Annotated in this window: 25 protein-coding genes; 5 read left to right on the plus strand and 20 right to left on the minus strand. The window is 70.5% G+C overall.

What is annotated here, in order from left to right:
- Nucleotides 1-469: 469 nt before the first annotated feature.
- A complete protein-coding gene (locus DYZ02_RS04890) occupies nucleotides 470-1,672 on the minus strand; it encodes an ATP-binding protein (RefSeq protein WP_115685242.1) in 1,203 nt (400 codons plus the stop codon).
- Between the two features lie 111 nt (nucleotides 1,673-1,783).
- On the opposite strand from DYZ02_RS04890, the gene DYZ02_RS04895 reads away from it, so the two are divergent.
- Nucleotides 1,784-2,920: a PspC domain-containing protein gene (locus DYZ02_RS04895; protein ID WP_115685243.1), complete on the plus strand. Its 1,137-nt coding sequence runs from the start codon at nucleotides 1,784-1,786 to the stop codon at nucleotides 2,918-2,920.
- Between the two features lie 125 nt (nucleotides 2,921-3,045).
- Here DYZ02_RS04895 and guaA read toward each other — a convergent pair whose 3' ends face one another.
- The 3 genes from guaA to guaB all read right to left on the minus strand — a co-directional run bounded on the left by guaA (nucleotide 3,046) and on the right by guaB (nucleotide 7,384).
- Nucleotides 3,046-4,602: a glutamine-hydrolyzing GMP synthase gene (gene guaA, locus DYZ02_RS04900; protein ID WP_115685244.1), complete on the minus strand. Its 1,557-nt coding sequence runs from the start codon at nucleotides 4,600-4,602 to the stop codon at nucleotides 3,046-3,048.
- A gap of 85 nt (nucleotides 4,603-4,687) precedes the next feature.
- Nucleotides 4,688-5,845 carry a GuaB3 family IMP dehydrogenase-related protein gene (locus DYZ02_RS04905; RefSeq protein WP_115685245.1) on the minus strand — a complete coding sequence of 386 codons (1,158 nt, stop codon included), beginning with the start codon at nucleotides 5,843-5,845 and terminating at the stop codon, nucleotides 4,688-4,690.
- 15 nt (nucleotides 5,846-5,860) lie between these two features.
- Entirely contained in the window at nucleotides 5,861-7,384 is a 1,524-nt protein-coding gene (gene guaB, locus DYZ02_RS04910; RefSeq protein ID WP_115685246.1) for an IMP dehydrogenase, read from the minus strand.
- 166 nt (nucleotides 7,385-7,550) lie between these two features.
- Here guaB and DYZ02_RS04915 point away from each other — a divergent pair, with 166 nt between their 5' ends.
- Complete coding sequence (locus DYZ02_RS04915) at nucleotides 7,551-7,907, plus strand: DUF5319 domain-containing protein (RefSeq protein ID WP_115686380.1); 357 nt, start codon at nucleotides 7,551-7,553, stop codon at nucleotides 7,905-7,907.
- A 54-nt stretch (nucleotides 7,908-7,961) separates the two neighbouring features.
- Nucleotides 7,962-8,294, plus strand: a complete 333-nt coding sequence (locus DYZ02_RS04920; protein WP_115685247.1) for a hypothetical protein — start codon at nucleotides 7,962-7,964, stop codon at nucleotides 8,292-8,294.
- Here DYZ02_RS04920 and DYZ02_RS04925 read toward each other — a convergent pair.
- Nucleotides 8,291-9,151: a hypothetical protein gene (locus tag DYZ02_RS04925; protein WP_115685248.1), complete on the minus strand. Its 861-nt coding sequence runs from the start codon at nucleotides 9,149-9,151 to the stop codon at nucleotides 8,291-8,293. The genes DYZ02_RS04920 and DYZ02_RS04925 overlap by 4 nt on opposite strands.
- Nucleotides 9,148-9,720: a sigma-70 family RNA polymerase sigma factor gene (locus tag DYZ02_RS04930; RefSeq protein WP_115685249.1), complete on the minus strand. Its 573-nt coding sequence runs from the start codon at nucleotides 9,718-9,720 to the stop codon at nucleotides 9,148-9,150. Before DYZ02_RS04930 ends, DYZ02_RS04925 begins: the two co-directional genes overlap by 4 nt.
- Nucleotides 9,721-10,080: 360 nt before the next feature.
- On the opposite strand from DYZ02_RS04930, the gene DYZ02_RS04935 reads away from it, so the two are divergent.
- Nucleotides 10,081-10,395 carry a WhiB family transcriptional regulator gene (locus DYZ02_RS04935; RefSeq protein WP_115685250.1) on the plus strand — a complete coding sequence of 105 codons (315 nt, stop codon included), beginning with the start codon at nucleotides 10,081-10,083 and terminating at the stop codon, nucleotides 10,393-10,395.
- Between the two features lie 98 nt (nucleotides 10,396-10,493).
- On the opposite strand, the gene groL is transcribed toward DYZ02_RS04935, so the two are convergent.
- The 11 genes from groL to glmS form a co-directional block, all read right to left on the minus strand.
- Nucleotides 10,494-12,104 (minus strand): chaperonin GroEL, encoded by a 1,611-nt coding sequence (groL, locus tag DYZ02_RS04940; protein WP_115685251.1) that lies wholly within the window; start codon nucleotides 12,102-12,104, stop codon nucleotides 10,494-10,496.
- Nucleotides 12,105-12,124: 20 nt separating this feature from the next.
- On the minus strand, nucleotides 12,125-12,424 hold the full coding sequence (gene groES / locus DYZ02_RS04945) for a co-chaperone GroES (protein ID WP_019194010.1): 300 nt from the start codon (nucleotides 12,422-12,424) through the stop codon (nucleotides 12,125-12,127).
- A gap of 172 nt (nucleotides 12,425-12,596) precedes the next feature.
- Nucleotides 12,597-13,145 (minus strand): hypothetical protein, encoded by a 549-nt coding sequence (locus DYZ02_RS04950; RefSeq protein WP_245945662.1) that lies wholly within the window; start codon nucleotides 13,143-13,145, stop codon nucleotides 12,597-12,599.
- An 89-nt stretch (nucleotides 13,146-13,234) separates the two neighbouring features.
- On the minus strand, nucleotides 13,235-14,281 hold the full coding sequence (gene tsaD, locus DYZ02_RS04955; protein ID WP_115685252.1) for a tRNA (adenosine(37)-N6)-threonylcarbamoyltransferase complex transferase subunit TsaD: 1,047 nt from the start codon (nucleotides 14,279-14,281) through the stop codon (nucleotides 13,235-13,237).
- Nucleotides 14,282-14,779 (minus strand): ribosomal protein S18-alanine N-acetyltransferase, encoded by a 498-nt coding sequence (gene rimI / locus DYZ02_RS04960; RefSeq protein WP_181896893.1) that lies wholly within the window; start codon nucleotides 14,777-14,779, stop codon nucleotides 14,282-14,284.
- A gap of 2 nt (nucleotides 14,780-14,781) precedes the next feature.
- Nucleotides 14,782-15,459 (minus strand): tRNA (adenosine(37)-N6)-threonylcarbamoyltransferase complex dimerization subunit type 1 TsaB, encoded by a 678-nt coding sequence (gene tsaB, locus DYZ02_RS04965; protein WP_115685253.1) that lies wholly within the window; start codon nucleotides 15,457-15,459, stop codon nucleotides 14,782-14,784.
- Nucleotides 15,456-15,962: a hypothetical protein gene (locus tag DYZ02_RS04970; protein ID WP_115685254.1), complete on the minus strand. Its 507-nt coding sequence runs from the start codon at nucleotides 15,960-15,962 to the stop codon at nucleotides 15,456-15,458. The genes tsaB and DYZ02_RS04970 overlap by 4 nt, the downstream gene beginning before the upstream one ends.
- Before the next feature lie 11 nt (nucleotides 15,963-15,973).
- Nucleotides 15,974-16,465, minus strand: coding sequence for a tRNA (adenosine(37)-N6)-threonylcarbamoyltransferase complex ATPase subunit type 1 TsaE (tsaE, locus tag DYZ02_RS04975; protein ID WP_115685255.1), 492 nt, complete (start codon nucleotides 16,463-16,465; stop codon nucleotides 15,974-15,976).
- The gene (gene alr, locus DYZ02_RS04980) at nucleotides 16,462-17,589 is read right to left on the minus strand and encodes an alanine racemase (protein ID WP_115685256.1); all 1,128 of its coding nucleotides are present in this window, start codon (nucleotides 17,587-17,589) and stop codon (nucleotides 16,462-16,464) included. The genes tsaE and alr overlap by 4 nt, the downstream gene beginning before the upstream one ends.
- A gap of 42 nt (nucleotides 17,590-17,631) precedes the next feature.
- Complete coding sequence (locus DYZ02_RS04985) at nucleotides 17,632-18,303, minus strand: hypothetical protein (RefSeq protein ID WP_115685257.1); 672 nt, start codon at nucleotides 18,301-18,303, stop codon at nucleotides 17,632-17,634.
- Nucleotides 18,304-18,310: 7 nt separating this feature from the next.
- Nucleotides 18,311-20,173: a glutamine--fructose-6-phosphate transaminase (isomerizing) gene (glmS, locus tag DYZ02_RS04990; protein ID WP_115685258.1), complete on the minus strand. Its 1,863-nt coding sequence runs from the start codon at nucleotides 20,171-20,173 to the stop codon at nucleotides 18,311-18,313.
- Between the two features lie 130 nt (nucleotides 20,174-20,303).
- On the opposite strand from glmS, the gene DYZ02_RS04995 reads away from it, so the two are divergent.
- Nucleotides 20,304-21,158 carry a poly(ethylene terephthalate) hydrolase family protein gene (locus DYZ02_RS04995; protein WP_115685259.1) on the plus strand — a complete coding sequence of 285 codons (855 nt, stop codon included), beginning with the start codon at nucleotides 20,304-20,306 and terminating at the stop codon, nucleotides 21,156-21,158.
- A 30-nt stretch (nucleotides 21,159-21,188) separates the two neighbouring features.
- Here the strand turns inward: DYZ02_RS04995 and DYZ02_RS05000 are convergent, their stop codons facing one another.
- From DYZ02_RS05000 to DYZ02_RS05010, 3 genes are read right to left on the minus strand one after another with little or no spacing between them, the layout of a single operon-like run.
- Entirely contained in the window at nucleotides 21,189-21,434 is a 246-nt protein-coding gene (locus DYZ02_RS05000) for a hypothetical protein (protein ID WP_115685260.1), read from the minus strand.
- Nucleotides 21,434-22,879, minus strand: coding sequence for a hypothetical protein (locus tag DYZ02_RS05005; protein ID WP_115685261.1), 1,446 nt, complete (start codon nucleotides 22,877-22,879; stop codon nucleotides 21,434-21,436). The genes DYZ02_RS05000 and DYZ02_RS05005 overlap by 1 nt, the downstream gene beginning before the upstream one ends.
- The gene (locus DYZ02_RS05010) at nucleotides 22,876-23,184 is read right to left on the minus strand and encodes a hypothetical protein (RefSeq protein WP_147291478.1); all 309 of its coding nucleotides are present in this window, start codon (nucleotides 23,182-23,184) and stop codon (nucleotides 22,876-22,878) included. The genes DYZ02_RS05005 and DYZ02_RS05010 overlap by 4 nt, the downstream gene beginning before the upstream one ends.
- Nucleotides 23,185-23,278 lie beyond the last annotated feature (94 nt).

The following is a 23,278-nucleotide window of genomic DNA, read 5'->3' on the forward strand; positions in this document are numbered from 1 at the left end:
CACCATCACTTCTGTCGATGTGGTCTGTAATACATAGTGTTCGCTCGTCAGTAGTACACGTAGTGGTCCTGCCTTCACCCCATGTTTCACCACCTCTATACGCACCCCCGCTTCCGCCCTCCCCGCTTTTTTTTTTTTTTAAATGCCCCGCCCCCCCCCAAGCTCCACCCAGAGTGGCCCGTCGCCGGCTTCAGTTTTTTATAAGAGCCCCCCCCCCCCCGCCGCACCATCCACCCCGACGGCTCCCCCGATCCGCGCCTCCACATCGCGGGGATCCCCACCGGCGCGCAGTGGGCGGACACGACGATCTCGCCCATGCCGGGTACGGACGCCCCCTTCCTCCAGGAAACGGACAAGGTGGCGGCCTCGCTGTTGCAGGCGGCCGGGTGGGGGGTGCCCTCCCGGTAAGAACGGGAGGGCAAGAATCCGCCGCAGTCGACCGGGCTACCGGATTCTTGCCGCCGCGTTCTTACCCTGAGTGGGTCGTCCGCAGCTCGACCTCGGTGCCCTCCCCCGGTACCGGGGTGATCGTCGCCGTGCCCCCGGCGCGCTCCATGCGCCCGAGGATCGAGTCGCGCACCCCGTGGCGGTCCGCGGGGACCGTGCTGGGGTCGAATCCCACGCCACGGTCGCGCACGTAGACGGCCAGCTCCCCTCCCAGGTGTTCCGCGTACACGTCCACGCGGTCCACCCCGGCATGGGTGGCCGCGTTGACCATCGCCTCCCGCGCGGCGAGCACGACCGGCTCGGTTGCGCGGGTGAACGCGACATCCCCGCCCACCGTGACCGGGCGGATCGTCACCCCGTGAACGTCCTCCACCTCACCCGCCGCCCGCGCCAAGGCACCGAAGAAGGTCAGGGTTTCCTCCGGGGTCGCGGGGTCAGCGTCGAAAAGCCAGGCCCGGAGCTCGCGTTCCTGGGCGCGGGCCAGGCGCGCGACCTCGGACGGGTCGGTGGAACGCTTCTGGATGAGAGCGAGGGTCTGCAGCACCGAATCGTGCAGGCGCGACGCGATCTCCGCGCGCTGATCCGCGACGGCCTTCGCCTTGCGCTCCTCCATCAGGGAGGAGGTGAGGCGGACCACCAGCGGGATCACCAGCAGCGCAACGCCGAAGACGCTGGCGAGCACCGCCATGACGATGCCCGCGGTGCCGGTGCTGTCGCCGAGCAGCGCCACCGCGGTCACCCCGCCCATCACCAGCAGGATGCCGAGCGCGAGCGCCACGAAGTTGCTTGCCGACGACAATCCCCGGTCGTAGGCCTGCCACACGACGACCGCCCCGACGGCGACGATGCCGACGAGGAAGACGAACGCCCCTCCCGCCCCGCTGACGAGGGAGAGCGACGTCGCCGCCCCGACGGCACCGAGCGCGGCCAGCAGGAAATACACGGGGGCGGGCCACCCCGGAGACGCGGGATCCGGTGCGGCATCCTCCCCCGCGTCGCGCAGGGGGGTGAACACCCACAGCAGCGCGTAGAGGATGAACCCGAAACCCCCGGCGAAGCTCGCCGCCGCGAAGAACACGCGCACCCAGCGCACGTCCACCCCGAGGTGGCGCGCGAGCCCCGCGCCGACACCGCCGATGACGCGCCCGCGCCGTGAGCGGGCGAAGCGCGGGTACAGCGCGGCCGGGGCGGCGGACGAGGCGGCGCGTGCGGGGGATGCAGACATGCCCCCATCATCGCACGGCCCTGCACCCCGGCGAATCAGGGAGAACCCTGAAACCAAAGTTCAGGGCCGTTCCCGATGGTCTTTCCGCGCTCCGGGCGCGACACTTGAGGCATGGACACCACCGCACCGACCCCCCGCCCGGAAAGCTCCGTCAACGACACTCTGAAGCAACTGTGGGACACCCGCCCTCCCCGCATCCCCGAAAACCAGGGCGGCAACGCCATGATCGCCGGCGTCTGCGAGGGCATCGGCGCCCGCTACGGCGTCGACCCCGTCCTCGTGCGCCTCGCCTTCGTCGCGCTCGCCTTCGCCTTCGGCGGCGGCATCTTCCTCTACCTGCTGTTCTGGCTCAACATGCCGCTGTTCGGCACCACGGTCTCCCCGTGGCGCGCCGTGAACACCCCGAAGGACCAGCTCACGGCCGTGGAGAGGAAGCAGCGCGAAACCGGCTGGTGGCTGCTCGTCGGCCTGTTCGTCTTCTTCCCCTCCCTCGCCGCCGGCGGCGGCTGGGCCGCCTCCTCCCTCGTCACGCTGGCTCTCGGCGCCGCGGGCATGTACCTGCTGCACCGCTCTCACCCCGTGCCCCCGGAGGGGCTCCTCGCCCACCCCGCCGAGCCCCAAACAACCCAAACAACCCAAACAACCCAGGCCCCGCACACGACGCAGGCCACCGCACCGCGGGTGGACACCTCGAAGCTCACCGTGCCCGAGGGCTACGCGCACCCCGGCCTGGCGGCACCCACCCCGCCGAGCTGGGACCCCCTTGGTGCGGCACCGGGCCTGTGGCACCTGCCCGACCCGGCTGAACCGCAGCCGCAGGAACAGCTCCGCAAGCGCACCAACCCGCTGCGCTGGATCCTCCTCACCTTCGCTGCCCTGGCCGCCCTGGCCGTGACCGCCGCGGCCGCGTTCGGACTCGGTTGGGCGACGATAACGCCCGCCGAGGCGAACCGGGACATCGTTGTCACCGACGACCTGCAGGACACCTACGACACCTCCATCGGCTCCACCCAGCTTGATCTGAGCGGTCTCGAGCCCCTCGCCGAGCCGCGCGACGTCACCGTCGACCACGGCATCGGCACCGTCGACATCGTCGCGCCGAAGGACGTGCGCGTCGAGCTGAACTGCGACGTGGGCGTCGGCGATGAGAACTGCCCGGCCGTGCTCAACGACGACGCCGGCGGCGAGACGCTCCGCCTCAACGTGGACCTCGGCATCGGCACCGTCACCGTCCGCGACGCCGCCTGAGACGCCGCCCGAGACCCCGCCGAACGCCCCGCCCAGCATCCCGCACACGCACGCAGCCGCCGCCTCGGAACGTACGTTTCCGGAGGCGGCGGCTGTGTGGCGTCGCTAAGCAGAAGGCCCTGCGGCTACTCCCACTCGATGGTGGCCGGCGGCTTCGACGTCACGTCGAGCACGACGCGGTTGACGTCGGCGACCTCGTTAGTGATGCGGGTGGAGATCGTCTCGAGGACCTCGTAGGGCACGCGCACCCAGTCGGCCGTCATCGCGTCCTCGGAGGCAACCGGGCGCAGCACGATGGGGTGGCCGTAGGTGCGGCCGTCGCCCTGCACGCCCACGGAGCGCACGTCGGCGAGCAGCACGACCGGGCACTGCCAGATCTGCTCGTCCAGGCCGGCGCGGGTGAGCTCCTCGCGGGCGATGGCGTCGGCGGCGCGCAGCGTCTCCAGGCGCTCCTCGGTCACCTCGCCGATGATGCGGATGCCCAGGCCCGGGCCCGGGAAGGGCTGGCGGTTGACGATGACCTCGGGCAGGCCCAGCTCGCGGCCCACGGCACGGACCTCGTCCTTGAACAGCAGGCGCAGCGGCTCGACGAGCGTGAACTCGACGTCGTCGGGCAGGCCGCCCACGTTGTGGTGGCTCTTGATGTTCGCCGTGCCCGTGCCCCCGCCGGACTCCACGACGTCCGGGTAGAGGGTGCCCTGCACGAGGAAGTCGACCTGGTGGTCGGAGAGCACGTCGGCCACGGCGCGCTCGAAGGAGCGGATGAACTCCGAGCCGATCGCCTTGCGCTTCGCCTCCGGCTCGGTCACCCCGGCGAGCTTGTCCAGGAAGGCCTTGCGCTCGTCCACGGTGACCAGCTTCGCACCGGTGGCGGCCACGAAATCGGTCTCCACCTGCTCGCGCTCGCCCTGGCGCAGCAGGCCGTGATCCACGAACACGCAGGTCAGACGGTCGCCGATGGCGCGCTGCACGAGCGCCGCAGCGACCGCGGAGTCGACGCCGCCGGACAGGCCGCAGATCGCGCGCCCGTCCTCGCCGACCTGCTCGCGCACCTGCTCGATGAGCTGCTCGGCGATGTTGGAGGCGGTCCAGTTCTGCTCCAGGCCCGCGATCTCGGTGAGGAAGCGTGTGAGCACCTGCTGCCCGTGCGGGGAGTGCATCACCTCGGGGTGGTACTGCACGCCGGCGAAGCGCTTCTCGGCATTTTCGAAGGCGGCTACCGGCGCGCCCGCGGAGCTGGCGGTGGCGGTGAAGCCCGCGGGAGCCTGCGTGACGGAGTCACCGTGGCTCATCCACACCGGGTGCTCGGCCGGCAGGCCCGCGTGGAGGACACCCTCCGAAGTGGTCACCGCGGTGCGGCCGTACTCGCGCGCGCCGGTCTTCTCCACCTTGCCGCCGAGGGCCTGGGTCATGACCTGGAAGCCGTAGCAGATGCCGAAGATGGGCAGGCCAAGCTCAAAGATCTCGGGGTCGAGCTGCGGGGCACCCTCTTCGTAGACGGAGGAGGGGCCGCCGGAGAGCACGAGGGCGGCGGGATTCTTCTCGCGAACCTCCGCGGCGGAGATGGTCGAGGGAACAACTTCGGAGTACACGCGGGCCTCGCGCACGCGGCGGGCGATGAGCTGCGCGTACTGGGCGCCGAAATCGACGACGAGGACGGGGCGGGTTTGAGGAGTAGTCACGCCCCAGATTCTAGCGGACGGCCCGCGCGTGCCGAATCCCAGCTGCGGGCCCCCGGACAGACGCCCCTCCCCGCGCCCCCGGACACTAGCGGTGCAGCGCCAGTCCGACCTTCTGGAAGGTCTTGGTCTCCGTGTAGCCGCACTTGGCCATCGCGCGGCGCAGCCCGCCGACGAGGTTGGTGGCGCCGTAGGGGTCGGTCGCCGGCCCGTTGAGGACGGCCTCGAGCGGCTGGCGCTCCTCGGCGTAGCCGGTGGGTTCCACCGAGCCGCGCGGGAAGCGCGGGTGCGCCGAGGCGGATTCCCAGTACACGCCGTGCCCGGCTGCCTCCTGCGCCGCGGCGAGCGGGCGGCCGACCATGACGGCGTCGGATCCGCACGCGATCGCCTTGGCTATGTCACCGCTGGTGCGGATCTCCCCGTCGGCGATGACGTGGACGTAGCGCCCGCCCGTCTCGTCCAGGTACTCGCGGCGCGCGGCCGCGACGTCGGAGATGGCCGTGGCCATCGGCATGCCGAGGCCGAGCGTCTGGGCGCTGTTGGTGTTGCCGGAGCCGACGATGATGCCGGCCGCCCCGGAGCGCATCAGGTGGGTCGCGGTGGTGTAGTCGTACACCCCGCCCGCGATGACCGGCACCTCGAGGGTTCCGATGAACTCCTTCAGGTTCAGCGGCTCTCCGCCGCTCTGGACGTGCTCGGCGGAGATGAGGGTGCCCTGGATGAAGAGGATCTCGGCACCCGCCTTCACCACGGCCGGGGCGACCTCGCGCGCGTTCTGCGGGGAGACGCGCACGCCCACGGTCACGCCTGCGTCGCGCACCTGGGCGATGCGCTCCGCGAGCAGGTCGTAGTCGATGGGGGCGGAGTGGAGCTCCTGGAGGATCTTGGTCGCCGAGGCGCGGGTGCGCAGGACGTCGTCCACGCGGGAGAAGTCCTCCCCCGCCGCGCCGATGCCCGCGACCTTCGCCACCGCGTCCTCGAAGGAGGCGTGGCGGCCGAGCAGGCCCTCGGCGTTGAGCACGCCGAGACCGCCGAGGCGGCCCATCTCGATGGCGAACTCGGGGCTGGCCAGGGCGTCGGTCGGGTGGGAGACCACCGGGATCTCGAAGCCGTAGGCGTCGAAGTTCCAGCTGGTGTCCACGTCCGAGGAGGAGCGGGTGCGGCGGGAGGGCACGAGCGAGACGTCGTCAAGCTTGTATGCCCGGCGCGCCTCGCGCCCGATTCCGATTTCGACGTAGTCTCGCATCGTCAGGTTGCTCCCTTAGTTGTGGTAGTTCGGCGCTTCGACGGTCTGCTGGATGTCGTGCGGGTGGGACTCGCGCAGGCCGGCGGAGGTGATCTGGACGAACCGGCGGGTCTGCAGCTCCTCGATGGAGGCGGAGCCGGTGTAGCCCATGGCGGCGCGCAGGCCGCCGACGATCTGGTGGGTGATGGCGTCGATCTCGCCGCGGTAGGGCACGCGCCCCTCGATGCCCTCCGGAACCAGCTTGTCCTCGCTGGTCACGTCGGCCTGGAAGTAACGGTCCTTGGAGAAGGAGCGCTTCTCACCCGTCAGGCCGCGGCCCTGCATGGCGCCCATGGAGCCCATGCCGCGGTAGCGCTTGTACTGCTTGCCGCCGACGACGACGATGTCGCCCGGGGCCTCCCTGGTGCCGGCGAGCATGGAGCCGAGCATGACGGTGGAGGCGCCGGCCGCGAGGGCCTTGGCGACGTCACCGGAGTGCTGCATGCCGCCGTCGGCGATGATCGGCACGCCGGCCGCGCGGGCGGGGACGGCCGCCTCGAGGATCGCGGTGATCTGGGGCGCGCCCACGCCGGCGACGACGCGGGTGGTGCAGATGGAGCCGGGGCCGATGCCGACCTTGATGGCGTCGGCGCCGGCGTCGATCATGGCCTGGGCGGCCTCGCGGGTGGCGAGGTTGCCGCCGATGACGTCGACGCGGTCGCCGAAGTCCTTCTTCACCCGCGAGACCATCTCGAGCACGCGGTTGTTGTGGGCGTGGGCGGAGTCGACCACGAGGGCGTCGACCCCGGCCTCGACGAGGAGGCCGGCGCGGCCGTAGGAGTCCTCGCCGGTGCCGATGCCCGCAGCGACGAGCAGGCGGCCCTGGGCGTCCTTGGAGGCGTTGGGGTACTGCTCGCTCTTGACGAAGTCCTTGACCGTAATGAGCCCGGAGAGCTTGCCGGCCTCGTCGACGATCGGCAGCTTCTCCACCTTGTTGGAGCTCAGGAGGCTCAGGGCCTCGTCCTTGGTCACGCCGTCGCGGGCGACGACGAGCGGCATGGCCGTCATGACCTCGGAGACGCGGCGGGTGAAGTCCGGCTCGAAGCGCATGTCGCGGTTGGTGATGATGCCCACGAGGGTGCCGTCAGCGTCGACGACGGGCAGGCCCGAGATGTGGAAGCGGGCGCAGATCGCGTCGACGTCGTTGAGCCTCATGCCCGGGGAGGCGGTGACCGGGTCGGAGATCATGCCCGACTCGGAGCGCTTCACGATGTCCACGTGCTGTGCCTGGTCCCGCGCGCTGAGGTTGCGGTGCAGCACGCCGATGCCGCCCTGGCGGGCCATCGCGATGGCCATGCGCGACTCGGTGACAGTGTCCATCGCGGCGGAGGCGATCGGCATGTTGAGGCGGATGTTGCGCGTCAGCTGGGAGGAGGTGTTGACCTCGCCGGGGACGATGTGGGACTCGGCGGGCAGCAGCAACACGTCGTCGAATGTGAGGCCGCGCAGCGCAACCTTGTTCGGGTCGTCCCCACCAGTGAGTACTCGGTCCTGTGCCATAAAGTTGTCCACTCCTTCGCGCGCGGTGCTGCCCTGTTCGTTTCAGCCATGATATAACGACCGGCCAAATCACACATTTGCGGAGGTCACCGCCCCGGGGGTGGGCGGAGGGAATTGCCCTGCACAAGCGTGCGCAATAGGGTGAGGTGCTGTGAACTATGACGACATGATGCCCCTCGATCCTTTCGCGGGCGATCCGAACGACCCGGCGTCGTTCATCGAGGACGACGAGGTTGCCGAGCCCCTGTCCCCGCAGGAGCGCGTCGACGTCACCCGCGACCTCGCCCAGGTCCGCGAGTTCAAGGCCGTGCTCGGCCCGCGCGGCATCCTCGGCATCTACTTCACGTGCGAGGACTGCGACCAGCTGCACTACTACGACTGGGAGATCATGGAGCAGAACATGCTCTCCAGCCTGCGCGGGGAGCTTCCCCCGGTCCACGAGCCCAGCGCCCAGCCCAACGTCGACGCCTACGTGCCCTGGGACTACGCCCTCGGCTACCTCGACGGCCTCGACGCGCGTTAGGCTCCGCGCCCCGCTTCACGACGCCCCACGTCCGCCCCGTGGCATCCTGTGAGAATGAATTCCTTGCTCGCCTTCGCCGCCCTGGTCGTGGTGCTCGTCGCTGCGGCGGTCCTCCCCCGCCGCGCTGCTGAGGATCCCTCCCGCTTCCCCTGGTTCTGGGTGGCGTTCCCCCTCACTGCGCTGGCCCTGGCTCTGACCGCCTACCTCTTCCTCCCGGTCGAGCCCCTGAACACCGAGTTCGGGTGGACCATGTACGCCCCTCTCGCCGACGCCACGGAGGACTCCGGGGACACCGCAGCCTTCAACTGGCAGGGGATCTTCTGGGCGGCGGCGAGCCTCGCGGGCGCTGGCCTGTCCGCCTGGGCCTGGCGGCGCGGGCGCGTCTAGAGGCCTCGCGCCTCCCCGGCCGCCTGGGCGCCCGTGCTCGGGCGCGCCGGGTCCCCGGGCTCGCCCTGGTAGTCGCCGACCGGCTGAGTCGAAACCCCGGTGCTCGGCTGGGCCGGCACTGTCGCCGTGTTGCTCGGGACGGGCTCGGACGGGCGGGTGGTGCCCGTGCCGGGCGCGGGGGTCACGGTTACCGTGACCGTCTCGGTGACGCGCTCCGTCACCGTCTCCTGCGGCGCGGCCGTCGGGCTGGCCGGCGCCGGGGCCTGCGGCTGCTTGGTGGAGCGCGTCGTGGTGCGCTCGGTGACGGTCACGCTCGTGGTTCCCGACTCGCCCCGGCGCTCGTGCGATGCCGCCCCGGGCTTGATCGAGCCCATGAGGAGCTGGGCCTGCTCCAGCAGGCCGCGCGCGGCGTCCTCGTCGCCGGAGTTGTTGGCCGCCTCCAGCTCGTCCAGAGTGCTGGCCAGCTCGACCACCGCCGCGCGGTCGCCGAACACCGCCGACGCCGGGCCCCACAGCGGTGAGCCGGGGGCCGCGCCGTAGAGGGCAGCGCCCGTGCCCGCGACGAGCACCGTCGCCGCGGCGGCGCCGATGAGACCGGCGGCCCAGGGGCTGGTCCGGTGGCGGCGGGATGGGGCGTCGTCAAGCGACGCGACCTCCGCCCCCTCGACCTCGGGCGCGGGCGGCATCTGCGCCTCGACCTCGGAGCGCAGCTCGAGGAACAGGCCAGCGAGCTCGTCGCTGCCGCCGGAAGGGTCCTCGCCCCGCGACAGCGCGGTGAGGAAGGCGTCGTCGTCGATGAGGGGCTGAAGGTGCGCCGAAATATCGCGCGACTGATCCCCGTTGGAGCGACGCTTCATGGCTGGTCCCCTTCCTCAATGGCTTTGCGCAGTGTGGCGAGCGCACGGTGCTGGGCCACTCGAACCGCACCGGCCGTGCTTCCCACCACCTCGGCTGTCTCCTCGGCGGAAAGCCCCACAAACACCCTCAGGATGAGGATGTCGCGCGCCTTGTCACTCAATAAATCGAGCAAGGCCCTCACTCTGTTACTGCCGTCGCCGATCAGCGCAAGCTCCTCCGGCGTACCCCCGGAAAACTCGGTGTCGGGCACCTCCTCGGTCGGGCTGAGCCGGTCGCGCGCCATCGCCCTGTGCGCGTCCGCGACCTTGTTGAAGGCGATGCCGTAGACGAACGCCATGAACGGCTTTCCCTTGTCCACGTAGCGGTCCACCGACGTGGCCACCGCGAGGCAGATCTCCTGCGCCACGTCCTCCGCCGTCGGGGTGCGGCCTCCGCCGACGCGCGCGCGGGCGTAGCGCAGCACGGACGGGTGAATGAGGCGAACCACCTGCTGCAGGGCCCGCCGGTCTCCCGCGGCCGCGCGGGGAACGAGCTCGGAAAGAGCGTTGTCCAGGTCGCTCGTCGACATAGCTCTCCTTCCTCGCTTCACCAGTGCAGCCGGAACCACCCCGCGCGGGGCACAATCATCCAGCAAGTTTACGCCCCGGCCCCCGCCGCGCGCGCACTACCGGCGAAAAAAGGGGCTGGGTGCTGCGCGCGGGCACCTGCGACAGAAATTCACCCACCTTTAACCTTCGGCAAAAGTCCAGGTAGAACGACGCGAATTCACAGGTATTACGCACGTTCAAGCTAGGCGTTACCGCGCCGATACCGGACGTTAACCCTGGTTCGGAACGATGCCTTCTCGGTGCTCCTCGCCCCAGGCGCGGACCCCACCGCCCAAGTCACACCCCGTGAACGTAGTTACGTGAATAAGGAGCCTTCATTCATGTCTCAGCCTCATCAGCTTCCCGGACCCAACGCGGACTTCTGGGATTGGCAGCTCCACGGCGCGTGCCGCGGACAGGCATCTGAGGTTTTCTACCACCCGGACGGCGAGCGCGGCCGCGCCCGCGCCCAGCGCGAGAACCGCGCCAAGGCGATCTGCTACTCGTGCCCCGTCCTCACCCAGTGCCGCGACCACGCGCTGAAGGTGGCCGAGCCCTACGGGATCTGGGGCGGCATGAGCGAGTCCGAGCGCCAGGCGCTGCTGCGCGGCGGCTCCCGCGGCGGGATAAAGGTCGCGGCGGCCTCCTCCAGCTAGGCTCCGCCACACAGAACAAGGCCCTGGCCTCACGCTTGCGCGGGGCCAGGGCCTTGTCCGTGACCGGCTGGTGCCGGGCTGTGCCTAGCGGGCTGCCGCTAGTGAGCGTGGCCGTGGGCCTGCTCGTCCTCCTCGGCCGGCTTGGTCACCACGGACGCCTCGGTAGTGAGGATCATCCGGGCCACGGAGGCCGCGTTGACCACGGCGGAGTGGGTGACCTTGACGGGGTCGATGATGCCCTGCTCAAGGAGGTTGACGTACTCGAGCGTGGCGGCGTTGAAGCCCTCGCCGTTGCCCATCTCGGCGACCTTGGCCACGACGACGGCGCCGTCGAGGCCCGCGTTCTCGCCGATCCAGAACGCCGGCTTGGTCAGCGCCCGGGAGACGGAGAGCACGCCGGTCTTCTGCTCGCCCTCGAAGCCCTCAGCGAAGGCCTCGAGCTCCTTGGCGATCTGCACCAGGGCGGAGCCGCCGCCGGCGACGATGCCCTCCTGCACCGCGGCGCGCGCGGCGTTGATGGCGTCCTCGACGCGCAGCTTGCGCTCGTTGACCTCGGTCTCGGTGGCGGCGCCGACGCGCAGCACGGCGACACCGCCGGATAGCTTGGCCAGGCGCTCCTCCATCTTCTCCTTGTCCCAGGTGGAGTCCGTCGCCTCGATCTCGCGGCGGATCTGGGCGCGGCGCTCCTCGACAGCCTCAGCGGAGCCTGCGCCGTCGACGATGATGGTGTCGTCCTTGGTCACCGTCACGCGGCGGGCGGAACCGAGGTGCTCGAGGGTGGCGTCCTTGAGGTTGATGCCCACCTCGGGGTCGATCACGGTGGCCTGGGTGACCACGGCGAGGTCGTCCATGAACGCCTTGCGGCGCTCACCGAAGTACGGGGACTTCACCGCGACGACCTTGACCGTCTTGCGGATCGTGTTGACCACGAGGGTCTGCAGCGGCTCGCCGTCGACGTCCTCGGCGATGATGAGCAGCGGCACGGAGTCGTTGGCCACCTGCTCCAGCAGCGGCAGGAAGTCGGGCAGCGAGGAGATCTTGTTGCGCACGAGCAGCACGCGGGCTTCCTCGAGCACGGCCTGGCCGGCGTCGGGGTCCGTCATGAAGTACGGGGACAGGAAGCCCTTGTCGAAGGAGATGCCCTCGGTGATGTCCACGTAGGACTCCATCGACTGGGACTCCTCGACGGTGAGGACGCCGTCCTTGCCCACCTTGTCCATGGCGCCAGCGACCATCTCGCCGACCTCGGGGTCGCGGGAGGACACGGTGGCGACGTTGGCGATCTCCGCGGAGGAGGACACCGGGGTGGCCCGGTTCTTCAGCTCCTCGACGACCTTCTCGGCGGCGGCGCGGATGCCCTTGTTCAGCTCGATCGGGTTGGCGCCCGCCGCGACGTTGCGCAGACCCTCGGCGACGAGCGCCTGGGCGAGCAGGGTCGCGGTGGTGGTGCCGTCACCGGCGATGTCGTTGGTCTTGACGGCCACGGACTTCACCAGCTGCGCGCCGAGGTTCTCGAAGGGGTCCTCGAGATCAATGTCGCGGGCGATGGTGACGCCGTCGTTGGTGACGGTTGGGCCGCCCCACGCCTTGGAGAGCACGACGTTGCGGCCGCGGGGGCCGAGGGTGACCTTGACCGCGTCGGCGAGGATGTCCACGCCGCGCTGGATGCCCTCGCGGGCCTCCTGGTCAAATGCAATGAGTTTTGCCATTGGTGGCTAAGCCCCCTTAATTACTTTTCGACGACGGCCAGCAGGTCGCGGGCGGAGAGGAGGAGGTACTCCTCGCCGTTGTACTTCAGCTCAGTCCCGCCGTACTTGGAGAACACGACGGTGTCGCCCTCCTTGACGTCGATGGCGACGCGGTTGCCGTTGTCGTCCAGGCGGCCCGGGCCCACGGCGATGACGACGGCCTCCTGCGGCTTCTCGGCCGCGGAATCGGGGATGACCAGGCCGGAGGCGGTGGTGGTCTCGGCCTCGGCGATCTGGACGAGGACCTTGTCCTCGAGCGGCTTGATGTTGACGTTTGCCATGATCAACGACCTTTCGTGATGTGTTGAGCCTTCTAAGATTCAGCGGTTTTTCGTGGGCGCAGCCGTCGTCGCGGGTGAACAACTGTGCTCTAAACAACCTGTTAGCACTCTACCCCCTCGAGTGCTAGACAACAACACCCGGGACACCCCGGCGGGCCCGTCCCGGCCGGCCCTACTCGGACTGGTCGGCCTCCCCCGAAGCCTCCCCGTCGCGGTTCACCACCGCGTTGTGCCACAGCTCGTACTCCCCGGTCTCGTCGTCGCGGTAGTTCTCCAGCGCGCGGATGGCCTGCTCGAGGGCGTCGATGCTGCCCTCGCCGAGGTTTCCCCCCTCCCGCGCGGCGAAGATGACGGGCCCACGGATCGCGCGGGTCGGGTCGGCGAGGAAATCGGGGTTGGAGGTGTCGGCGGTGTTGCGCGCCATCGAGGCGATCGGGTTCGGCTCCTCGCCGGCGGCCGCTGCCCCGGCGTTGTAGAGCGCGCGGTAGCGCTCCCCCTCCTGCTCGAAGGCAGCCTCCGCCTCCTCCACCTCGGCCTCGACGCCGCCCGAGGCGAGGAGCTGGCGGGCCGCGGCGTCGTCGAAGATGATGCGCCGGTAGCTCAGGTCCGGCTGAACCAGGACGCCGAAGCGCCCCTGATCGGCGGTCGAGTCGGGGGTCGACCCGGGGGTCGCGTCGGCGGAGACGGAAGCGGTCGTGGCGTCGTGCTGCTCGTTGCTCATGGTGGGCGGCATCTTTCCGTGCGATGAATGGTTGCCCACTAACGCTATCCCGGATTCAGCGAGTTGGCAGCGCGAGTGTGTCATCCCGCTCACACGAGCGGGGTTTCCACCTCGAGGGAGGGGTCCGTCGCGACCGAGAGCTCCGAGGCGGGCGCCCCCTCGTGGATGAGCTGGGCGGCCAGGGCTGCGATCATGACCCCGTTGTCGGTGCACAGCGCGAACCGCGGCACGCGCAGCTCGATGCCCTTGTCGGCGCAGCGCTGCGCGGCCAGCTCCCGCAGCCGCGAGTTGGCGGCCACCCCGCCGCCGAGCAGCAGGGTGCGCGCGCCGGTGTCCTCGCAGGCGAGGACGGCCTTGGCGGTGAGCACGTCGCACACCGCCTCCTGGAACGAGGCGCAGACGTCCTCGACGGAGATGACGCGGCCCTCGCGCTCGGCGGCCTCGACGTAGCGCGCCACCGCGGTCTTGAGCCCCGAGAAGGAAAAGTCGTAGCGGTGCTCGCCGCGCATGTCCTCCGCCTTGCTCAGCCCCCGGGGGAAGGCGATCGCCGCGCGGTCGCCGCGGGCGGCAAGCTTGTCGACGACCGGCCCGCCGGGATACCCCAGACCGAGCAGACGGGAGACCTTGTCGTAGGCCTCCCCGGCCGCGTCGTCGAGCGTCGAGCCGAGCTCGCGCATCGGCCGGCCCACCGCCTCGACCTCGAGCAGCTGCGTGTGCCCGCCCGAGACGAGCAGGGCCACGGAGTGCGGGAGCTCCTCCGCCCCGTCGAGGTTGGCCACCGCGACGTGGCCGCCGAGGTGGTTGACCCCGTAGAACGGCACGCCCCAGGCGGCCGCGTAGGCCTTCGCGGCCGAGGCGCCGACCAGCAGCGCCCCGGCCAGGCCGGGCCCGACCGTGGCGGCGACGGCGTCGGGCTTGTCCACGCCCGCCTGCTCCAGCGCGGCCGCGATGACCTGGGGCATCGCCTCCAGGTGGGCGCGCGAGGCGATCTCGGGCACGACGCCGCCGAAGCGGGCGTGCTCCTGCATGGAGGAGGCGACGGAGTCGGCGAGGACCTCCATCCCGTCGTCGTCGTCAAGCCTGATCACGCCCACGCCCGTCTCGTCACAGGAGGATTCGATGCCGAGGATGATCATTTACGTCTCCCTTTCGCTTCGGCGGTGGCGCATCATCGAGTACGCGTCCGCGCCAGAGGGCTGGTAGTAGTTCTTGCGCACCGCGAGCTCGAAGAACCCGTAGCTCTTGTACATCCCGACCGCCGGGGCGTTGTCGGTGCGCACCTCCAGGAACATCGGGCCGTCGAGCATGTCCGCGGCGTGGACGAGCTGGTCCATGAGGGCGCGGCCGATGCCCCGCCCCTGGAAGGCGGGGTCGACGCCGATGGTGTGGACCTCGAACTCGGGGTCGTCGCGGGGGCCGAGCATCGCCAGGCCGGCGTAGCCGACCAACGTCTCCTCCCCGTCGGGACCGTCCCCCTCGAAGGCGCCCACGTAGAAGGTGTAGGGCTGGGCGAACTCCGCGACGAACACGTCGCGCGACCACGGGTTGTCACCGGCGAACAGCTCCTGCTCGATCTCGGCGACGCGGGTGGCGTCGGAGAGCGTGAGCTCGCGCATCCTCATCATCTCACCCATCCTCAGCGCTTCTCCGACAATCCGTCGAGGTCGACCTCCGGGATCGCGGCCGACCTCGGCTTCGCCGCCGGGGCCACCGCGTCCGGGCGGCGCAGGTAGTGGGGCACGAGCGGCGCGGGCGGCGCACCCAGATCGGCGGCCGCGACCAGGCCGGCCGCCCGGGGGGCGACGTAGGTGACCTCCCGGGCCCGAACCTCCAGCGCGGGGGCGAGGGACTCCGGCACGCTCACCACGTCCACCCCGCCGGCGGCGGGCACCGCGGACGGCGCGCACACGCCGGGCCCGTCGACGCGGGCGCCGTGCTCGTAGCGCGCCCAGTACACCTCGCGCCGGCGCGCGTCGGTGACGACGAGGCAGGAGGGGGCGTCGAGAAGCGCTGCGGCCGCGTCGTGCGTGACCACCCCGTGGACGGGCACCCCGAGGGCCTGGCCGAGGGCGGAGGCCGTAGCCATACCGACCCGCAGCCCGGTGAAGGGACCGGGGCCGCAGCCGACGACAATCGCCTCGACGTCCGGGAAGCCCAGGCCCGCCTCGGCGAGCAGACGTGTCACCGCGGGGACCAGCTCCTCGTTGTGCGCGCGCGTGCGCGTGACCGCCTCGGCCAGCGTGCGCCCGTCGGAGGAATCGACTACGCCCGCGATCAGGTCCGAGGTGGCCGTGTCGAGGGCGAGAACGATCACTGGGCGTTCGCCCCCAGGGTCCAGGTGCCGTCGCTGATGTAGAACGGCAGCGGCGCGTTGAGCGGGTAGGGCTGATCCATCGGAATCGTGCAGATGTCCACCGCGTTCAGGTCAACCTTGTCCAGGACGACGTCCGAGCCGTCGGCGGGCAGGAGCACGACGTAGCCGTACTTGCCGCCGAGGTCGACCTCGTTGGCGTCGATGCCCAGCTGGGCGATCTTGTCCTCGGCGAGCCCCTGCGGCTCGTTCGGGCACAGGGAGATGTAGCCGGCGTAGGTGGCGGCATCGTAGATCCGGGAGGGGTCCACGAGCTGGCCGACCACCGCGTCGCCCGACGCGGGCTCGCTGCTCAGCAGGCTCTGCTGCAGGGTGCCCGCGTGCCCCGACTGGACGCCGCTTTCCGCGCGCGTCTTCGGGATGAAGATCAGCGCGGCGAGGACGAGCAGCCAGGCCACCACTGCGAGGACGATCCAGCTGCGGTGCTTCTTGTTCAGCTTCAACATGGTAGACAAGCCTACCGGCCCACCAGCTCCCACGAAATGATGCGGGCCTCGGAGTCCGGGTCCGCCTCCGTAAGCGTCGTACGGTCGAGGGTGACCAGGAGGTAGGTTCCGGCGATCTGCTCGACGAGCCCGCCTCCCCACTCGGCCACCACGACCGCGTCGATCAGCTCGGTGTCCAGGTCGAGCGCGTCGAGCTCGCCGAGCGGATCGCCCGAGGAGCCCTCCCCCATCATCCGGTAGGCGTCCACGTGCACCAGCGCCGGGCCGCCCACGGCCGAGCGGTGCTCCCGGGCGATGACGAAGGTCGGGCTGGTCACCCGCCCCGACACCCCCAGGCCGGCGGCGATGCCCTGGGTGAGGGTCGTCTTCCCCGCCCCCAGCGGCCCGTCCAGGATGACAACGTCCCCCGCCTCGAGGGCCGCGCCCAGCTCCCGCCCCAGCTGGTTCGTCTCGGCGGCGGTTGCGCAGACTCTGCGACCGGCGGGCTCGAATCCGCCTCTCACTTCTCCCCCTCCCCGTCGGCGCCGGCGCCGGCTGCACTGTCGCCACTGTCGCCACCGCCGCCGACGTACTCGCGGGCGGTGCGCCCAGCCGGCGAGCACACCACCTCGTAGTTGATCGTGCCCACCCGGGCCGCCAGCTCCGTGGCGCCGGGCCCGCCGGCGCCGAAGATGACCGCCTCGTCGCCCGGCGCGACCCCGCGCGGGTTCTCCCCCAGCCACACGATGAACTGGTCCATGCACACCCTGCCCACCTGGGGGTAGCGCGCCCCCGCGATCCCCACCTCGAAGCGCTCCTGCCAGGCCCGGGGCAGGCCGTCGGCGTAGCCCGCCGAGATCACCGCCGTGTACCCGTCGGCCGGGGCCTGCCACGTCAGGCCGTAGCTCACGCCCTCGCCCGCCGCGACGCGGCGCACCGCCAGCACGGTGGCCACCCAGGACATCGCGGGGCGCAGACCGTTGTCGGCGCCCTCGACCGGCTCGAGGCCGTACAGGGCGACGCCGACGCGCACCTGCTCGAAGCGCAGGTCGGGGCGCGTCAGCGTTGCCGGGGAGTTGGACAGGTGGTTCGTCTCCACCGCCAGGCCGTGGCCGCGCGCGCACTCGATGGCGCGGCGGAAGGTCGCCGCCTGCACGTCGTTGTAGTCTTGCCCCGGCTCGTCCGCGCGGGCCAGGTGGCTCATCACCCCGACCACGTCGAGACCCGCCCGCCGGGCGAAGGAGAACGCCTCGTCCCAGTCCTCCTCGTCGATGCCGGCGCGGTTCATCCCCGTGTCCACCTTGAGGTGCACCCGGGGGGCCGCGGGGGCGTCGGCAAGCGCGCGCAGGTGCGCGATGTTCGGGGCGGCGACCTCGATGCCCTCGGGGATGTCCTGGCCCGGCGCCCACAGCCACGCGAGCACCGGCAGGTCCGTCAGCGCGCGCACCGTTCGGGCTTCCTCGAAGGTGGCCACCGCAAAGGCGTCCGCGCCCGCGCGCTCCATGACCGGCACCACCCGCTCGACGCCGTGGTTGTAGGCGTCGGCCTTGACCACGCACATCAGACGCGCCCCACCGACCAGGTCCTTCATGGTGCGGGTGTTGTGGGCGATCGCGTCCAGGTCGATGCGGGTGGCAAGCAGGTTCATGCCCACAACTTTAGACCCGGGCGGCGGACTCGACGCCGCAGGCTACAGCAGGTGGAGCGTGCCCAGCAGGATGAGCAGGACCGCCACCGCCCACGTCGCGGCCATGGTCACGGGCCGGGGGTTGGCGCGGGCGCGCTCGAAGGCGTGCCCGGCGAGGCTGTCGGGCCGGGCGCGCACCCACGCCACGAGCAGCGCGGTGAGCGTCGGCAGGCTGAGCGCCACCGTGGCGTAGAGGACGAGCGAGGTGTAGCGCACGACCGGCCCGATCCCCGCGGCGGAGAGCACCGCGAGGCCGCCGTAGAAGGGCACGGACGTGGCGGACTGCACCACGCCGAGGACGAAGCCGGTGAGCACGGTCAGCGGGTTCGGGCTGCGCAGCGGGCCCATGATCCTCTCGACGAGCCCGGAGTTGTCTCCCCCGCGCAGCGCGAGCAGCCCCGTAATGACGCCGACGGCCACGAGCAGGATGCCGAAGATCGGCCCCTCGACGAAGTGCTGCACCACCGGCCCCAGGCCGTCGAAAATGACGAGCATGAGCAGCGCCAGGCTGGCCACCCCCAGCCAGTCCCCCGCGATGAGCAGCGCGGTGATCGGAGCATAGTTGCTTCTCGACGCCACCCCGGCGCGCGGGGCGACGATGCCCACCGCCACGATCACCCCGATGAGCAGGAGGTTGATCGAGTCGACGAAGGCGAACGTGAGGGCGGTGAGCACTGGGCTGCTACTCGACCGTGACCGACTTGGCCAGGTTGCGCGGCTTGTCGATGTCCTCGTTGCCGTTCTCGCGGGCGATGTCCGCGGAGAGGAACTGCAGCGGGACGGTGGCGAGCAGCGGCTGCATGATCGTCGGCGACTGCGGGATGCGCACCAGCCAGTTGGCGTAGGGCTCCACCGCGGTGTCGCCCTCCTCCGCGATGACGATGGTCTTCGCACCGCGGGCGCGGATCTCCTGGATGTTGGAGACGATCTTCGAGTGCAGCTGGGACACCCCGCGCGGGCTCGGGACGATGACCACGACGGGCAGGTCGTCCTCGATGAGCGCAATCGGGCCGTGCTTGAGCTCGCCGGCCGGGAAGCCCTCGGCGTGGATGTAGGCCAGCTCCTTGAGCTTGAGCGCGCCCTCCAGGGCGATCGGGAAACCCACGCCGCGGCCGAGGAAGAGCATGGTCTTCACCGCGCCGAGGGTTGCGGAGATGTGGTCGACCTGCTCCTTGACGCCGAGGACCTCCTCCACCTTCGCCGGGATGGCCTCGAGCTCCTCCCAGATCTGGCGGATCTCGTCCGGGTACTTGGTGCCCTTCGCCTGCGCGAGCGCCAGTCCGACGATGTAGTTGGCCGCCACCTGCGCCAAAAACGCCTTGGTGGAGGCGACGCCGATCTCGGGGCCAGCGTGGGTGTAGAGCACAGCGTCGGACTCGCGCGGGATCTGCGAGCCGTTCGTGTTGCACACCGCCAGAACCTTCGCGCCCTGCGTCTTCGCGTGGCGCACCGCCTCCAGGGTGTCCGCGGTCTCGCCGGACTGCGAGATAGCCAGGACCAGGGTCCGCTCGTCCAGGATCGGGTCGCGGTAACGGAACTCCGAGGCCACCTCGATCTGCACCGGGATGCGCACCCAGTGCTCGATGGCGTACTTCGCCGCCAGGCCAGAGTGGTAGGCGGAGCCGCAGGCCACGACGAAGACCTGGTCGAAAGACTTCAGCTCGTCGTTGGTGAGGTTGCTCTCGTCCAGGGTGACGCGCTCGCCGTCCCAGTGCCCGGCAAGCGTGTCGCGCACGGCGGCCGGCTGCTCGAAAATCTCCTTCATCATGAAGGAGTCGAAACCGCCCTTCTCCGCCGCCTCGAGGTCCCAGTCGATGGTGAAGGGCTTGCCCTCGCCCGCGGAGCCGTCGAAGTTGAGGATCTCGTAGTTGTCCTTGTCGATGATCACGACCGAGTCCTGGCCCAGCTCGACCGCGTTCTTCGTGTGCTCGATGAAAGCTGCGACGTCCGAGCCGAGGAACATCTCACCCTCGCCGACGCCCACCATGAGCGGGGTCGAGCGGCGCGCGGCGATGATCTGGTCGGGGTGGTCAGCGTGGAGGAAGAGAAGGGTGAACGCACCCTCCAAGCGGTTGAGTACCATCAGGGCAGAGGCGCGGAAGTCCCCCGCAGTCTCACCGGAGTTGTACGCCAGGGCGAGCAGGTGGGCGGCGGTCTCCGAATCGGTCTCGGAGGCGAAGGTGATGCCCTCCTTCTCCACCTCGGCGCGCAGCGGCCCGAAGTTCTCGATGATGCCGTTGTGGACGATCGCAACCTTGCCGTCGAAGGAGACGTGGGGGTGCGCGTTCTCGTCGGTCGGACGGCCGTGCGTGGCCCACCGGGTATGGCCGATGGCAGTCGTGCCCGCCAGGTTCTCCCGCCCGACCTCGTCGATCTTGTCGTCCAGGTTCGCGAGCTTGCCGGCCCGCTTCACCACCTCAAAACCGGTGTCACCGGCCACGGCGATGCCCGCGGAATCGTACCCGCGGTACTCCATCCGACGCAGCGCCTCCAGCGCGATATCCAGCGACGCGCGCTGTCCTACATATCCCACGATCCCACACATAGCGACCACATTAATCTACCGCGCCGTCCAACCCGCAACCCCCCGTTGGCGCAGCGTGTTGCCCGCGCCCCCTCAGCCGTGCCGCGCGACAGCGCCCGTCGCGCCCCCGGTTTCAAGTATTCTGTGTAGCGTGTCTGCGAATCTGAAGAAACTGTCCGATCTCTCCCATCGTGGCCCGCACCGGGTCCTCGAGGGCGACCTGGGCTACACCGGCCTGCCCGGCAAGGTGTACACCCCGGAGGAAGGCTCCAACCTGCCCGCCGTGGCGTTCGGCCACGACTGGATGCGCCACGTCTCGGACTACCACGAGACCTTCCGCCACCTGGCCAGCTGGGGCATCGTGGTTGCCTCCCCCGACACGGAGACCGGTTTCAACCCCGACCACGCCGGCTTCGCCGCCGACCTGGAAACAACCCTGCAGATCCTCGCCGGGGTGCGCCTCGGCAACGGGAACGCGACGGTCTCGCCCGGGAAGCTGGGGATCGCCGGCCACGGCATGGGTGGCGGGGCCGCCCTGCTCGCCGCCGTGAACAACGAGAAGCTGGCGGCCGTCGCGGCGGTGTACCCGGCTGCTACCGCGCCGTCGGCCGTGGAGGCCGCGCGCAACCTCTTCCTCCCCGGAATGGTCATCGGCGCCGACGAGGACGCGGACGCCATGTTCGACCCGGGCAACCCCGCCGCGATCGCCTTCAACTGGGCTGGCGAGGTTGTTTACCGCGTGGTGAAGAAGGGCAACCAGCGCAGCTTCGCGGAGGATGGACTGCCCAAGCGCCTCATCGGGCTCGGTTCGCCGCAGCGCAAGGTCCAGACCACCGTGCGCGCCCTTCTGACCGGATACTTCCTCCACCAGCTCGCGGGAGAGAAAAAGTACTCCGATTTTTCCGCCCCCGACGCCACCGGCAAGTCCGTTACGTCCGTCACCGGCGAGGAACTGGCCCAGCGCGCCGGGTTGGCCACGGGCGGCAACCCGCTGAGCCCCCGCTAGGTTTCTCCGCCAGGTTTTCCGCGCCGGGCCCTAGTCCGAATCGACCTGGTCGTCCCTTCGCAGCACCCCCTGGACCCTGCCGCCCCGTCGCGGCGGGCGGTACACGCCTTTGGGCAGGTTCGTCACGGGCTTCCGCAGGCCCAGCTCTCGAACCATTTGCTGCTGCCGCCCGGCCTGCTCCATCTTCCGGTGAGCTTCGTTGATCGCTGCTTCGAAGTCCATCATCCGCTTTGCCGTGCGCAGCTTGTACTGCTCCGCAAATTCCAGGAAGTCCATTACCATTCACTCGTTTTCTTGATCCGTGCGGCCTCGTCCGGTTCGGCGGCGGGGGCGCTGTCGTGGGTTTCGGGTGCGTCGGGCAGGCCCGGTCCGTCGCCGCCACCGGCCGGAGGCTCAGCCGGGGACGGTGTGTCAGCCGGTGGAGCCGGCCCCGCGGCGGGCTGGGTTCCCGCCGCGGCCAGCTTTTCCGGCGGCGCCGGGGGCTCCTCCACCTGCGCCAGCTCCGGAGGCGGCGGGATGGTCCCCTCTGCTGTGGGCGGGCCGGCAGCGGGCGCCGGCTCCTGGGCGGGTTCCGCGGGAGGAGCGGGCTGCTCGGGGGCGGGCGCCTCGTCCCCGGAGCCGCAGGTGCAGCACGGGCCGCACGCGTGCGCCGCCTCGTGGGCGGCCTCTACCACCGTGCACTCCGCTGCGCTCGCGCTGTCGGCGAGCGTGGCCGCCACCGCCTGAGCTACCTGCGTCACCTGGGCCGCCGAAGCCTGTGCCGCTCCGGCCAGCGCTGCGGCGTCGACGTTGAGATTCAGGTGCGCCGAAACGTTGGCCGTGACGGAGGCGTTGATGCCCACCGGTCCGGGTTGGCTGAGCGTGAGGGCGCCCCCGACCGGTGGCAGGGCCGAGCTGGCCACGGTAGCGACGCTGCCGGCGTCGCCCACCGGGCTCACCGGGCCGCGCGGCGGCGCGGGGCTCGCGGCTGCGGGCGCTGGCGGGGCCACAGGAGGTGCCGGGGCCGCCGGGGGCTGGGATTCCACTGGGTACGGGGACGCCGGCGGCGGACCCTCCGGTGCAGGAGGACAGTCGAACTGCGGGGGTGGCAGCGGCTGGTGCTCCTCCGCCGCCCGGCAGCGCGCCTCGCACTCGGCCAGGCACTTGTCGATGCTCTCGTTGCGGTCGCGCACGGTGCCCAGCACCCCGTTCAACCCGTCGACCGCCAGGGGCAGCACCGCCGAGATGATCGCCGTCGCCGGGGTCGACTTGCAGAAGAAAAGCACCAGCGAGACCAGATCGAGCATCGAACCCGCAGCCGTGTCCGAGGTCTCGGTGGTCACCTCGATCGCCTGGCAGCACTCGTCGACCGCGCGGCACAGCTCCTCGACGTTGTCGCCCTGTCTACTCTCGCCTTCCTGGCGGGCGCGCTCGTCCGGGCCAATGCCGACGCTTTCGAACCACTCCGCTCCGCTGGAGAGCGCGTCGCCGATGGCACCCGCGATGCCGTCCGCGAAGACGCGCTCGAACACCCCCTTGATCAGCTTGTCGAACCCTCCACCCCGGGTGAGGTTCCGCGCGCCCGCCCTCACGAGGTCGAGGTCCATGCCCTCGGTCTTTCGCTCCTCCTCCGTGATGCGTCCCACCAGGTCGTGGATCTGGGCGACGACGGCGGGGTTCGCCAGCGGGATGGCGCTCGCGTCCGCCGCGACCTGGGCCGCTTTCTCGAGTACCGCGCTCACAGCCGGTCCACCGCCTCGAGGTCGCCGGCGTTGAGGGAGTCGCGCTGCTCGATGGCGTCGACAAGCGCGATGATCTGCTCCCACGCCGTGACCCGGTTCTCGAGGAACCTGATCGTGAGATTCTGGACGCCCACCATGGCGTCGGAAAGCGCTCCCGCTCCGGCGGCGAATCCCACCCCGGCGGCGCCAGCGGGAAACTCCGGAAGGTTGCCCCTCAGGTCCGCAATGAGCTGGCGATGTTCTTCGATGGCCGCGCTGACCTGCGAGCGGACCGCTGCTGGATCGACGTTCAAAGGAACGCTCATTCTTCCCCCATTCCCCCTGTGCCAGCGGGCCGGATGTCCGGCCCGCCAGCAGGGCTCAAAACCATTGCGCCCTACTTAGACTGCAACCGCAGTC

The organism is Corynebacterium senegalense (assembly GCF_900411315.1).
GTDB lineage: Bacteria > Actinomycetota > Actinomycetes > Mycobacteriales > Mycobacteriaceae > Corynebacterium > Corynebacterium senegalense.

Coding starts and splice junctions, on each gene's coding strand:
- DYZ02_RS04890 (WP_115685242.1), bottom strand. CDS start 1,672: ATGTCTGCATCCCCCGCACGCGCCGCCTCGTCCGCCGCCCCGGCCGCG.
- DYZ02_RS04895 (WP_115685243.1), top strand. CDS start 1,784: ATGGACACCACCGCACCGACCCCCCGCCCGGAAAGCTCCGTCAACGAC.
- DYZ02_RS04905 (WP_115685245.1), bottom strand. CDS start 5,845: ATGCGAGACTACGTCGAAATCGGAATCGGGCGCGAGGCGCGCCGGGCA.
- guaB (WP_115685246.1), bottom strand. CDS start 7,384: ATGGCACAGGACCGAGTACTCACTGGTGGGGACGACCCGAACAAGGTT.
- DYZ02_RS04915 (WP_115686380.1), top strand. CDS start 7,551: ATGATGCCCCTCGATCCTTTCGCGGGCGATCCGAACGACCCGGCGTCG.
- DYZ02_RS04920 (WP_115685247.1), top strand. CDS start 7,962: ATGAATTCCTTGCTCGCCTTCGCCGCCCTGGTCGTGGTGCTCGTCGCT.
- DYZ02_RS04925 (WP_115685248.1), bottom strand. CDS start 9,151: ATGAAGCGTCGCTCCAACGGGGATCAGTCGCGCGATATTTCGGCGCAC.
- DYZ02_RS04930 (WP_115685249.1), bottom strand. CDS start 9,720: ATGTCGACGAGCGACCTGGACAACGCTCTTTCCGAGCTCGTTCCCCGC.
- DYZ02_RS04935 (WP_115685250.1), top strand. CDS start 10,081: ATGTCTCAGCCTCATCAGCTTCCCGGACCCAACGCGGACTTCTGGGAT.
- groL (WP_115685251.1), bottom strand. CDS start 12,104: ATGGCAAAACTCATTGCATTTGACCAGGAGGCCCGCGAGGGCATCCAG.
- groES (WP_019194010.1), bottom strand. CDS start 12,424: ATGGCAAACGTCAACATCAAGCCGCTCGAGGACAAGGTCCTCGTCCAG.
- DYZ02_RS04950 (WP_245945662.1), bottom strand. CDS start 13,145: ATGAGCAACGAGCAGCACGACGCCACGACCGCTTCCGTCTCCGCCGAC.
- tsaD (WP_115685252.1), bottom strand. CDS start 14,281: ATGATCATCCTCGGCATCGAATCCTCCTGTGACGAGACGGGCGTGGGC.
- rimI (WP_181896893.1), bottom strand. CDS start 14,779: ATGGGTGAGATGATGAGGATGCGCGAGCTCACGCTCTCCGACGCCACC.
- DYZ02_RS04970 (WP_115685254.1), bottom strand. CDS start 15,962: ATGTTGAAGCTGAACAAGAAGCACCGCAGCTGGATCGTCCTCGCAGTG.
- alr (WP_115685256.1), bottom strand. CDS start 17,589: ATGAACCTGCTTGCCACCCGCATCGACCTGGACGCGATCGCCCACAAC.
- glmS (WP_115685258.1), bottom strand. CDS start 20,173: ATGTGTGGGATCGTGGGATATGTAGGACAGCGCGCGTCGCTGGATATC.
- DYZ02_RS05000 (WP_115685260.1), bottom strand. CDS start 21,434: ATGGACTTCCTGGAATTTGCGGAGCAGTACAAGCTGCGCACGGCAAAG.
- DYZ02_RS05010 (WP_147291478.1), bottom strand. CDS start 23,184: ATGAGCGTTCCTTTGAACGTCGATCCAGCAGCGGTCCGCTCGCAGGTC.